The sequence below is a fragment of the Legionella rubrilucens genome (assembly GCF_001468125.1).
GTDB lineage: Bacteria > Pseudomonadota > Gammaproteobacteria > Legionellales > Legionellaceae > Legionella_C > Legionella_C rubrilucens.
In genome coordinates this window covers 309,590-320,983 of the sequence record NZ_LNYT01000007.1, presented here as the reverse complement: position 1 = coordinate 320,983, position 11,394 = coordinate 309,590, and the positions used below count along the sequence as shown (strand labels likewise).

Below are 11,394 nucleotides of genomic sequence, written 5' to 3'. Positions count from 1 at the left end.
CCTATTTTACTAACTTAAGATAACAAATTTGTTTGGGTTTAAAATTTTTCAAATTTAATTCGGGGGTACCGGATAAATAACCAATGTAAAGGGCTTGTGAGCTTGAAAATTTCCCCAGCATCAATTTATTTCTATAGATTTCCATTGGAAACTTCAAAAACTCAATAGCGTTTTTTGTATCTTCAATTATTATTTTTTTATCTCTAGTAATTCCCAAAATATTCAACTCACCCGACTTAAACATTAAGACAAAATTCTTTTTTTCTTTGTTCTCACTTAACAAGAAAACATTGTCACCTCCGTGAATTTGAGCATAATAATATCCGATGCTAGCAGCATCATCCGGATTTAATTTATCAATAATTTCTTTATTATAAAATGCATGAAAAAGAGATATTTCTATAATCCCTCTGGTACCTTTATAATATAAGATCGCCTTGTTTCTATCCATATCAATTTCTTCAAGTACATACATAAAGCCTTTGGCATTCCAAGCCAATAAAAGGAGATTTTTTAATAGCCTAATTGGCCTTTTAAATTCTAATATTGTTTTATACGAGCTTCTTTTATGTGTTAAATTATAAACTATTACTGATGCCGGCCAAATTGCTACAAATGAAATTATTGTTTTTATAATAAAGCAACAGCCAATCATATATATAAGATTATCCAGACTTAGTTTGCTATAATTCGCTATAACCATAGAAATGCTGGTGACTAAAAATTCTCCTGCTGTCGAAGCAAGAAAACTTCTCACTGCAAAATATTTCCCCCCTGAAAATTCACTGAATTTACTTAATAAAACAATGTTTATTTTTGAGCCAATCCAAATACTTATAGAGCTAGCAAGAGCAAAATTTAAATAGGGACTAAAGACCGAAGCATATAATTCTTTGTTTTGGAGAAAATAAGGTGCGGGAGTATGGATAACAAGATATGCATAGACAGCAAAAATAAATTGGCAAACTATGCCATAACGAACTAGTTTTCTTGCCAAATCACTACCATAAATTTCAGTGATTATGTCACTGATAATGAATGAAACAGGGAAAATAAATATTCCCCCAGACTGGGTAAAAGAACCCAAACTTATATACCTGTACCCTACTGCTAAATTGGCCAAAAGAGAAGTAACGTAGAGCACTGATAATAAACTGATGGCTGTATCTGGTCTTTCCTTAAATTTTATTTTTTTCATCAACAGTCTCAAGGGTGAATTAAATAATCTCATTAGATATCAATTAGTTATCTAATTGAATATTAAATTTTAACTCACTTCACTAATAATTAATCATTTTTCTTAATACAGAAATGAAAAGCAGGGCTCTGAAGAAGTCTTCAAAACAATTTACCCACTGCCACTCCTGATATTGAGAGTTGTTATCACATGTTACTGGTATCCACCATAAGCCAAGAACTCCAATATCGAGTTTGTTAAATCCGGAATAACAATAAACAACCAATGTGACAAATATGTTTGCTGTAAACTCAGCCAACAGCACTAAATTAATGGTAAATCATTACAAGACCTTATTTAGGGGAGCTAATGATTGACCTAATTATTCCACTCACCAACAAAATCGCCTGCACGTTATAATGTATTAGCCAAGAGAAATAAAGTGGGTTCTTTTAATATTTTGCCTCCTCCCCCAACTCATGGTATCATCGCGAATCGCGCCGATTTGAATAACTCAGCTTGCGGGCGCTCAAAAGTTAAGGTAGAACTTCAATTTTTGTAAACACGGCTAAAGCGGGCTTCAGTATACCCTCCTTAGCATCCCCCGCTGCGCTACTTCGTTAGGTTATGTACATGATTGAATTAGTTGGATTAAATAAATCCTATGCGGACACCATCGCGCTCCGTGATATTAATCTTTTTATCCAGGAAGGCGAAATTTTTGGCATTATTGGCCGAAGCGGGGCTGGGAAATCGACCCTGTTGCGAACCATTAATTTACTGGAGCGGCCCGATCAGGGTGAAGTCATCATCGACAATCAAACGCTGACTAACCTCAACAATGCCCAGTTACGTCAGGCGCGCCATAAAATGGCGATGATTTTTCAGCATTTCAATCTTCTGCAGTCCAAAAACGTCTATGACAATATTGCCCTGCCCATGCGTGTTCAAGGCATGGATGAAGAGCAAATCCGAAATAAAATAGATGAATTGCTGCCTTTAGTGGAATTGCAGGACAAAAAAGAGGCTTATCCCTCTCAATTAAGCGGCGGACAAAAGCAGCGGGTGGCCATTGCCAGAGCCTTAAGCTGCTCCCCCAAAATCCTGTTATGCGATGAAGCCACCTCTGCGCTGGATCCGGAAACCACCGACGCCATTCTCGAATTATTAAAAAAAATCAACAAACTTTATGGCATCACCATCGTCCTTATCACCCATGAAATGGAGGTAGTTAAACGCATCTGTCATCGCCTTGCGGTCATGGAAGGAGGCCAAATCATTGAGATGACGGCCTTGAATGAGGTTTTCAATAATCCCTTAAGCCAGGCGAGAAAAATGCTTTACGCCCAGTTAAGCCCGCCATTGCCTGCCTGCTTAACCAGCCATTTAAGCGCAGTAGAAAGCGACAAGCCGGTTATCCGTTTATTCTTTCATGGTGAGAGCGCCACGGTGCCTTTCATCAGTAAAACCAGCCGCGAGCTGCACATCGACATTAATATTCTGCTGGCCAATATTGATCGCTTCGACGCCGTCACCTGCGGCGTTCTGATTGTTGAATTGCATGCCAATCAAACCCTGCTTCAGCAGTTTATCCAGCGATGCAATGATGCCAATTTAACCGTGGAGATTCTAGGTTATGTCACTGACACTATTTTATGATTTACTGCAAGCCAGTCTGGAAACCCTCTATATGGTGACCATCAGCACCCTGCTGGCTTTTGCCTTGGGCCTTCCCCTGGGGACCCTGCTGTTCAGCAGCAGCAAAATCAAACCGCACCCCCTGCTTCATAAAAGCATCAGTGGTTTGATTAATATGAGCCGTTCCATTCCATTTATTATTTTACTCGTGGCCTTAATTCCGTTCACCCGGTTACTGGTAGGCACCTCCATCGGCATTAACGCCGCCATCGTGCCCCTGACACTGGGTGCGACGCCTTTTTTTGCCAGACTGGTTGAAAACGTGTATCAGAATCTGCCTGCTGGCCTTATCGAAACCGGTTTTTCCATGGGGGCAACAACCTGGCAAATGATTCGTCACATTCTGATTCCCGAAGCCTTGCCTGCCTTAATTCAGGCCATTACGGTGACTGCCATTGCCCTGGTCAATTATTCCGCCATGGCCGGCACGGTCGGCGGCGGCGGTTTGGGTGATTTGGCCATACGTTATGGTTATCAACGATTTAATGTGGGAATTATGTTGGCGACTGTCGTCATTCTGATTATGATTGTGCAACTGTTGCAAATGGGCGGTGATAAACTGGCCCGCCATCTCTCGCATCGATAGGTTTTAAAGTATTTTAGGGAGTTAACGTCATGCGTTTATTGAGTATTCTGATTCTGGCCGTGGGTTTAGCCGCCTGCAACAAACCCTCGCCCAATACATTAACCATCGGCACCATTGCCGGGCCGGAAACCGATCTGGTCGACGTGGCCAAAGAGCAGGCGCTTAAGGATTATGGTCTGACCATTAAAATTGTAGAATTTAATGATTATAACCTGCCTAATGAGGCGCTTCAGGATGGCAGTCTCGATGCCAATGTGTACCAGCATTTACCTTACCTGCAGGCCGCCATCAAAGCGCATGGTTATAACCTGGAAGCAATAGGCAAAACCTTTGTTTATCCTACGGGCATTTATTCGTCCAAATACAAATCATTGAAAAAGCTGCCCGAGAATGCCATTATCGCCATTCCCAACGACCCCAGCAACGAAGCCCGTGCGTTAATTCTCCTGCAAAAAGCCAAGCTGATTACACTGAAACATACCTCCACGGCAACCACCGATGACATCGCTTCAAATCCAAAGCACCTGCAAATCAAAGAACTGGATGCCGCGCAGTTGCCTCGCGTCCTGAGTGATGTTGATGCGGCCGTCATCAATACCAATTTTGCAGTACCCGCCGGCTTAAGCCCGTCCCGTGATGCCCTCTTTCTGGAAAGCAAGGATTCTCCCTACGCCAACCTGATTGTCATCCGCCGTGACAGCGATAAACGAAGCCAGCTGGAGCAATTTGTTAAAGCCATGAACTCCAATGCAGTCAAGGAAAAAGCCAAAGAATTGTTTGGCGATGCGGCGATTCCAGCCTGGGATGAAAAAAATTAATCATCAGTTAAGCTTTAACTGATATAATTTTCATATGGATTAAAATGCGGAAGAGATTATGCCATTGCCGACCTTTGTTCCTTTTGGAAAATTACGTAATTACCTGAATGCTGAAAAAGAGCTTGTTAAGCATTTTGGGCCGCGCGCCGAAGAAGTCTATTTTGAAATGTACAGCGACAGCGTCAACTTCAATGCCGGATTAACCGGCGTTGGCGCTTTTGATGAATTCTCCCAATCCAGAATGCAAAAAGTCACGGATTTTGGCAAACTCAAGCTACCCAACGGTTCCACGCTGGATGAAAAACTAAATACCGCAACACCCGAAGTGACTGCGGTTAAAACTCAACTCGAAGACGCACTGAAAGCCGACCAGAACCTGTCCGATGCCATCAAGGCATTTAACCGCAGGGCCAAAGCACTGAATGCCATTGTCACGGATAATCTTCCAAAGAATCTGGCAAAAAACAATGCCCAGTCCGACAGTTTTAACCCCGAGGCAGTGGGTTCTGAATTACATAAGCTGCAAAGTGAAGCGACCAAGGCCATTAAAGCGCAGCATCAATTGGAATTGAACAAGCTTGAAGCCCTTTTTAAGGACCCTACCTTTGTCAATAACTTAAAAACAAGCCTGGGCGTAACCGATGTCGACCTTCCTCAAGTTCAGAAAGAGATGACTGACGCCCTTAAAAAACGCCAGGGCGAGGATCTCGATAAATTTGAAAAAGCGGTCAAGGGGGATATGGACAAGCTCTATAAAGCCTCTCAGGACGAGTATTTCCGTATTTCTTTTTTAGCCGATCTGTACCGCAACAAGCAAAACAAGGCCGCCATTGACGCCTTGGCAGAAAAAAACCGCAAAACCCAGGAAAACACCGCCATTCACGTTGGTATTGATGCCAATAAGGGCCTGGCAACGTTTAAAAACGTCCGTGTGGAAGACTTAAAAGGCTTTTTAAGTTATACCGGCCGTCAAGTTAACATTGAAGAACAAAAAGGCAAAGACAACAAGTCGGAAACCGTCCTGACAATGACCTTACCCAAGTGGGGATTGACTTATTACTACGGTTCCGAGGACAAAGTGTTGGGCGACATGACTACCATTGCCGCGGCCGTACGAGCCTGCGGTCACGATTCCATTGTCATGGATGTCAATTATAAATCCTATCAAACCAACAGCAAGGGCGAACCGGACACTAAACATGTGATGGATCTCGCCCGCAAAGCTTACGAAGGCGCGCTCAAAGCCGGTTTTCCGCCGGATAAAATCACCATCAATGTCAATGGCGAAGCCAAAAAAGCGGAGGAATTGTTCGCTGATTATCCTAACCGCTTGAAGATGATGCAGGATAAAGCCGTGACTGACAATCAACGCCGTGAAGAGTACGTTAAACGCGCATCCGGTCCGGAAGCAACACGGGATTTCAAAGATAGAATCAATAAAATTGCCGAAGCGCAGGAAAGAGCAGAAGCCCAGCAGCAACAACAGCAACAACAACAGCAGCAGCAACTCCCCGCGCCCTGATCCGACGGGTATTGACTAAAAAATTCCACTGTTCCTCGCAGTGGAATTCTGTTACTTTGTTCCTGATGCCTTACTCGTCATAAATGGATTTAGGTTGTCTTCTGTATCCAGTCTCTGGATTACCTCCCATAGACAATCACACTCAGCAATGGAGAATGCAATGAGTTCACAAACTTTTGATGATTTTGAGACCGAGGTTGATGATTTCAGCGACAATCCTGATGCCATTCTTATTGAAAGCAGTCCCAGTACCAAATTGGAAAGACGCCGCCGCATTGAAGAATTGGCCGAGGAAAAACGCCTGCGTGAAGAATTAGCCGAGTACAATTACGTTTGACAGTACGGCCTCCTCTCCGGGAGAGGGAGTATTCCACTGCGAATACCTCGCCCGGCAACTGACTACCACGCACCAGCTTATCCCAAGCTTGGGTTATGGCAAATAAATATCAAACCGTACCGTTTTACCTTCAATGCTCCGAGAAGGCTTAACTAACGGCTCCGCATGCTGCGGCCACTTGACTACCACCCGCTGCCTGACTCTGCGTTTTGCCAGAGTTAGTAGAGCCAACGCGTCTTTATCTTCGCCAATGAGTTGCTGCAAAATCTGCATGTCTTTTTTAACCAGCGCCGATTTATCTCGCGGCGGATGCATGGGATCCATGTAGATCAGGTCAGGGTATTCAGCTTCCGTCAATTCATTCAGGTACTCCAGCGCATCCTGATGCTGAACCTGCAAATGCAACACCGCTTTAGAACGCGGATCACGACGCTGCAGGGCATCTGCCAGCAACGCGGCCATCACGGCATTACGCTCCAGCATGTGCACATCGGCGCCAAAGCTGGCCAATATGGCCGCGTCACGCCCCCATCCTGCGGTCACATCAAGCAGGCGCATGCCCGCAACCGGTTTACAGGCTTTCACCAATCCCTGCTGCTTACCGGCATCCCGCCGTCTCTGCCAAAACCTGCTGCTGAAATCCGCATACTGGGGTTTAAAGCCCTGAATGTGCAACTCCAATCGCTCAGGAGTGAGCACCAACCGGTTGGGGGATTGATTATCAAGGGGTAAATGCAAGGACGCCGCCAACGCCTGCGCCTGCGCAAACAGGGCATCTTCCGCATAGCCTATGGCGATGTCATGCATGGGATTGAGCAAGGAATTCATCGACAAAAGCCGCCAGCGAAAGGTAAACAGGAACCTCCGGGTATTGCATTAACAAGGCCCGGTCTGTCATGGGTGACAGGACCATGATGGGTGTGGCACCCACCGCTTGCGCTGCCTGAATATCCGACACCCGATCACCGACAAACAACAAATTTTCTGGCGTGCATTGGAAATGATCGGCCAGTTTCAGCAGCATACCCGGTTGGGGCTTGCGGCAGTCACAGCCGGAATCAGGCAGGTGGATGCAGTATTCAATCGCCATAATATCCCCGCCGGCTTCACGAACTGCCGCCAGCATTTTAGCGTGGATAGCCAGTAACTCCTCTTCGCTGTAGTAGCCGCGTGACACACCCGATTGATTGGTAGCTACACCAATCTGGTACCCTGCCCGTGTTAAACGGGCAATGGCCTTGAGGCTTTCAGGGATAGGAATAAACTCATTCACCGACTTGATGTAGTGCAGGGAATCCTGATTAATGATGCCATCCCTGTCCAAAATGATGCATTTCTTCATCCGTTACTACTGCCAGGCAATTGCAACAGTGAAATATCGGCAACGCCTTGCAACGCCGTTTGCAGTTGTTTTAACAGAAGAAGGCGATTCATGCGGATTTGCTCATCATCAACCATCACCATAACCTGATCAAAAAAAGCATCCACCGGTTCCCGCAAGCGAGCGAGCTGATTAAGGATAGCACGGTAATCACCCTGCTGATACAGGGGTTGAATGTGGTCTTCAATGTGACTTAAATGAGTATAAAGCGCCTGCTCAGCGCCCTCTTCCAATAATGAGACAACCAGCGCCGTGCCAACTGTCATGGGTTCGGCCTGTTGCAGAATGTTATTCACCCGCTTGCAGGCGGCACTCAACACGGACGCTTCCGGTCGGGTGACAAAATCGGCCAGGGCCGACACGCGGCGATCAAAATCATACAACCAGTCATCCTGACGTGCTCTCACCGCCTGCACCAAATCGACAGAAATACCCTTGCCTTGATAGAACGATTGCAGACGCTCAAGGATAAAGCCTTTGATTTCATTGAGGCTTTCTTCCTGCTGGTTAATCACGTCCCTGTACGCAGCCTTGCTTTGGCTGATTAATGCCTGCAAAGAAACGCGTGCCTCAGTGGACAGCAACAGGCGAACGACAGCCAGTGCATGGCGGCGTAATTTAAATGGATCCTTGACGCCAGACGGCTTCTGCCCGATGGCAAAAATACCCACCAGCGTGTCCAGACGATCAGCAAGCGATAAGGCCAGCCCCAGGGGTGTAACCGGCAAGGCATCCCCAGAAAAACGCGGCAGGTATTGTTCGTTTAAAGCCACAGCCACGTCACGATCTTCGCCATCATGCAAAGCGTAATAATACCCCATCAATCCCTGCAATTCCGGAAATTCACCGACCATGCCCGTCATTAAATCACATTTACTGAGTTCGGCCGCTCGATTCGCCTGGGCTTCTTTTAACTCCAATGGAGTAATGAGATTTTTTAGCAGCGACTGGATACGGTCAGCTTTGTCAGCCAGCGTACCCAGGCGCGCCTGGAAAACGACCTTCTCCGTGGCCGCCCTGTGCTGACTTAAGGCCTGCTTTTTATCCTGTTCGAAAAAGAATGCCGCATCGCTTAAACGGGCACGCATGACTTTTTCGTTACCGGCTATCACTTGCGAAGGGTTACTGCTGTTGATATTGGCTACCGCAATGAAGTGCGGCAACAGTTTCCCCTGATTGTCTGCCAGAGCAAAACATTTCTGATGCGATTGCATGGATGCAATCAATGCTTCCGGCGGCACCTGTAAAAATTCAGGAGCAAAGCTCGCCAACAGGGGGGTTGGCCATTCGACAATGGCGGCCACCTCATCCAGCAGTGAATCCGACATGATGGCCTTAGCCTGGTGTTTAGTCGCCAGCGCCTCGACGTCGTCCCTGATCTGCTGACGCCGTTTGTCAGGGTCGACAATGACCCGCGCTTTAGTCAGTGCGTCTTCGTAGTCTTCTGGCTTCGTTAAATGAATGGCTTCAGGGTGATGAAAACGGTGACCGTAAGTCGTTTTTCCCGCCGCCACGCCCAAGATGGTGCAAGGAATCACCTCTTCACCCCAAAGCATGACTATCCAATGGACTGGCCGTGCAAATTCCACCTCGCCATCCCCCCAGCGCATGGGTTTGGCGATGGGCAGTGCGGCAACGGCCTGGTTTATCAATTCAGGCAACAGGTCCTTGGTTTTAGCCCCTTTGGCTACTGTGTCATGCACCAACCATTCACCCTTGTCGGTTTTAAGGACAGTCAATGCACTGACGTCCACCCCACAGGACTTAGCGAAGCCCAACAAGGCTTTGGTCGGTTGTCCCTGATTGTCGTAGGCCGCATTGAGCGCCGGCCCGCGGCGTGATAACTGTTGTTCAGGCTGCTCTTCAGGCAATTGGGTAATGAGCAGGGCCAGACGTCTGGGGCTTGCAAAGGGACGGATCACTCGATACGTCAGCTGCGCTTTATCAAAAGCAGCCTTCACGTTGTCAGCCAGCGCAGAGGCCAGATTTTTAACCGCAGCAAAGGGTAATTCTTCACACCCTATTTCAAATAAAAAATCATTCAACTTCATGTGACACCTTCAGCATGGGGAAACCCAGGGTTTCGCGCGCCTGATAATAAGCCTGGGCTACCGCTCTCGAAAGTTGCCTCACCCGTAAAATATAACGTTGCCTTTCCGTCACCGAAATGGCACGCCGCGCATCGAGAAGATTGAAGGCGTGCGACGCTTTCATTACCATTTCATAGGCTGGCAGCGGTAAATTCAAGGCAATCAGTTTTTCGGCTTCCTGTTCATAATAATCAAATTGTTGAAACAGCGCGTCCACGTTGGCATGCTCAAAATTGAACGCCGACATTTCCACTTCATTCTGATGAAACACGTCACCGTAGGTAATGAGCCCCTGTGCCGTATGCGCCCAGGGCAAATCAAAGAGATTATCGACTCCCAACACGTACATGGCCAAACGCTCAAGGCCATAAGTCAACTCACCGGTCACAGGTTTGCAGGGCAGACCTCCTACCTGCTGAAAATAGGTAAACTGCGACACTTCCATGCCGTTTTGCCAGACTTCCCAACCGAGACCCCAGGCCCCAAGCGTTGGCGATTCCCAGTTGTCTTCGACAAAGCGGATATCATCAGCCAGAGGATCAACCCCGAGCGCCCGCAGGGAATCAAGGTATTTGTCCTGAATATCCAGCGGCGATGGTTTTAAAATCACTTGAAACTGGTAGTAATGCTGTACTCGATTTGGATTTTCGCCATAGCGCCCATCCGCAGGCCGCCGCGACGGTTGCACATAGGCCGCAAACCAGGGTTCAGGTCCAATCGCCCGAAGAAAGGTCGCGGGATGAAAGGTTCCGGCACCGACTTCCATGTCCAGGGGTTGCAAAATTACGCAGCCTCTTGCTGCCCAGAATTGCTGCAACGTCAGAATAATATCCTGGAAAGTACTGGGTTTTGTCATAGTGTTCTCAACTAACTGATTGGCATCCTGAAATTCCGATGACACTGAGTGGACTAAGGAATTTCCGGCAGACTGTCAGGCAATCTGCCGGTAAAAAGCATTAACTGGAAGAGGCCTTTTTAATCAGATCCTTAAGCGCCTGTTCGCTGGCAGCACCCGGGATAAACGCCGGCGTGGTTCCGGTTTTGAATTGACCTGCAGGGGTTGAAGCAATGATAAACGCAGGCGTACCCATGAGTCGCAGTTTTTCAGCCAGCTCACGGTTTGCACTCAAGGCGTCCTTGACAGCCTGGCTGTCCATGTCCGCTTTAAATTTGGTCATGTTCAAACCGACGGATTTCGCAGTGTCCATAATGATTTTCTCATTCAGACGGCCTTCCTGCTTGAGCAGCGCTTCATGCATGGGTTGGTATTTGCCCTGCAAAGCGGCGGCCAGTGCTGCGCGTGAAGCCATGTCCGAACTGCTACCGAAAATGGGGAATTCCTTGAACACCACGCGCAGGTTGCTGTCTTTCTTAATCAGGTCGGCAACAATGGGCGCCATTTTTTTACAGTGAATGCACTGGTAATCAAAAAACTCAACCAGAGTCACATTCCCTTTTGGATTACCTAAAACCGTCATTTTATCGCTGAATAACTGCGAGGCATTTTCAAGGATAGCGGCCTGAGCCTGTTGCTGCATGCTGGCCTGTTGTTTTTCCTGTAAGGCTTTAGACGCTTCCAGCAACACTTCGGGATTATTGACCAAATAATCATGCACCACTTTTTCGATGGCTTTTTTCTGGTCATCTGACATGGTGTTATCAGCGGCCATTACAACGGGTGATGCGACTGCAGCCAGGAGTGCACCGGCAGTCATTAGACTTTTAAGCTTCACGTAATTCCCCTTAATTGATGTAATAAACTCAAAACCCAAGCGACGTCATTTA

Annotated in this window: 11 protein-coding genes; 5 read left to right on the top strand and 6 right to left on the bottom strand. The window is 47.0% G+C overall.

Annotated elements, in window-relative coordinates; translation table 11 throughout:
• Position 1: 1 nt before the first annotated feature.
• Positions 2-1,198, bottom strand: a complete 1,197-nt coding sequence (locus Lrub_RS05125; RefSeq protein WP_058531102.1) for a queuosine precursor transporter — start codon at positions 1,196-1,198, stop codon at positions 2-4.
• 612 nt (positions 1,199-1,810) lie between these two features.
• Here Lrub_RS05125 and Lrub_RS05120 point away from each other — a divergent pair.
• The 5 genes from Lrub_RS05120 (at position 1,811) to Lrub_RS14945 (ending at position 6,138) form a co-directional block, all read left to right on the top strand.
• The gene (locus Lrub_RS05120; RefSeq protein ID WP_058531101.1) at positions 1,811-2,836 is read left to right on the top strand and encodes a methionine ABC transporter ATP-binding protein; all 1,026 of its coding nucleotides are present in this window, start codon (positions 1,811-1,813) and stop codon (positions 2,834-2,836) included.
• Positions 2,814-3,461, top strand: a complete 648-nt coding sequence (locus Lrub_RS05115) for a methionine ABC transporter permease (RefSeq protein WP_058531100.1) — start codon at positions 2,814-2,816, stop codon at positions 3,459-3,461. The genes Lrub_RS05120 and Lrub_RS05115 overlap by 23 nt, the downstream gene beginning before the upstream one ends.
• A 29-nt stretch (positions 3,462-3,490) precedes the next feature.
• Positions 3,491-4,279, top strand: coding sequence for a MetQ/NlpA family ABC transporter substrate-binding protein (locus Lrub_RS05110; RefSeq protein ID WP_065235714.1), 789 nt, complete (start codon positions 3,491-3,493; stop codon positions 4,277-4,279).
• A 58-nt stretch (positions 4,280-4,337) separates the two neighbouring features.
• The gene (locus Lrub_RS05105) at positions 4,338-5,801 is read left to right on the top strand and encodes a hypothetical protein (RefSeq protein WP_058531099.1); all 1,464 of its coding nucleotides are present in this window, start codon (positions 4,338-4,340) and stop codon (positions 5,799-5,801) included.
• Positions 5,802-5,961: 160 nt separating this feature from the next.
• A complete protein-coding gene (locus tag Lrub_RS14945; protein ID WP_164480554.1) occupies positions 5,962-6,138 on the top strand; it encodes a PA3496 family putative envelope integrity protein in 177 nt (58 codons plus the stop codon).
• A gap of 93 nt (positions 6,139-6,231) precedes the next feature.
• Here Lrub_RS14945 and Lrub_RS05100 read toward each other — a convergent pair whose 3' ends face one another.
• From Lrub_RS05100 to Lrub_RS05080, 5 genes are all read right to left on the bottom strand, one after another.
• On the bottom strand, positions 6,232-6,966 hold the full coding sequence (locus Lrub_RS05100; RefSeq protein WP_420324341.1) for a class I SAM-dependent methyltransferase: 735 nt from the start codon (positions 6,964-6,966) through the stop codon (positions 6,232-6,234).
• Positions 6,938-7,480 (bottom strand): D-glycero-beta-D-manno-heptose 1,7-bisphosphate 7-phosphatase, encoded by a 543-nt coding sequence (gene gmhB / locus Lrub_RS05095; RefSeq protein WP_058531098.1) that lies wholly within the window; start codon positions 7,478-7,480, stop codon positions 6,938-6,940. Before gmhB ends, Lrub_RS05100 begins: the two co-directional genes overlap by 29 nt.
• The gene (gene glyS / locus Lrub_RS05090; RefSeq protein WP_058531097.1) at positions 7,477-9,570 is read right to left on the bottom strand and encodes a glycine--tRNA ligase subunit beta; all 2,094 of its coding nucleotides are present in this window, start codon (positions 9,568-9,570) and stop codon (positions 7,477-7,479) included. Before glyS ends, gmhB begins: the two co-directional genes overlap by 4 nt.
• Complete coding sequence (gene glyQ / locus Lrub_RS05085) at positions 9,557-10,465, bottom strand: glycine--tRNA ligase subunit alpha (protein ID WP_058531096.1); 909 nt, start codon at positions 10,463-10,465, stop codon at positions 9,557-9,559. Before glyQ ends, glyS begins: the two co-directional genes overlap by 14 nt.
• 100 nt (positions 10,466-10,565) lie before the next feature.
• Complete coding sequence (locus tag Lrub_RS05080; protein WP_058531095.1) at positions 10,566-11,342, bottom strand: DsbA family protein; 777 nt, start codon at positions 11,340-11,342, stop codon at positions 10,566-10,568.
• Between the last annotated feature and the right edge of the window lie 52 nt (positions 11,343-11,394).

Excerpts from the sequence above, each read along its gene's own strand:
- Lrub_RS05125 (WP_058531102.1), bottom strand. The coding sequence starts at position 1,198 with ATGAAAAAAATAAAATTTAAGGAAAGACCAGATACAGCCATCAGTTTA.
- Lrub_RS05120 (WP_058531101.1), top strand. The coding sequence starts at position 1,811 with ATGATTGAATTAGTTGGATTAAATAAATCCTATGCGGACACCATCGCG.
- Lrub_RS05115 (WP_058531100.1), top strand. The coding sequence starts at position 2,814 with ATGTCACTGACACTATTTTATGATTTACTGCAAGCCAGTCTGGAAACC.
- Lrub_RS05110 (WP_065235714.1), top strand. The coding sequence starts at position 3,491 with ATGCGTTTATTGAGTATTCTGATTCTGGCCGTGGGTTTAGCCGCCTGC.
- Lrub_RS05105 (WP_058531099.1), top strand. The coding sequence starts at position 4,338 with ATGCCATTGCCGACCTTTGTTCCTTTTGGAAAATTACGTAATTACCTG.
- Lrub_RS14945 (WP_164480554.1), top strand. The coding sequence starts at position 5,962 with ATGAGTTCACAAACTTTTGATGATTTTGAGACCGAGGTTGATGATTTC.
- Lrub_RS05100 (WP_420324341.1), bottom strand. The coding sequence starts at position 6,966 with ATGAATTCCTTGCTCAATCCCATGCATGACATCGCCATAGGCTATGCG.
- gmhB (WP_058531098.1), bottom strand. The coding sequence starts at position 7,480 with ATGAAGAAATGCATCATTTTGGACAGGGATGGCATCATTAATCAGGAT.
- glyS (WP_058531097.1), bottom strand. The coding sequence starts at position 9,570 with ATGAAGTTGAATGATTTTTTATTTGAAATAGGGTGTGAAGAATTACCC.
- glyQ (WP_058531096.1), bottom strand. The coding sequence starts at position 10,465 with ATGACAAAACCCAGTACTTTCCAGGATATTATTCTGACGTTGCAGCAA.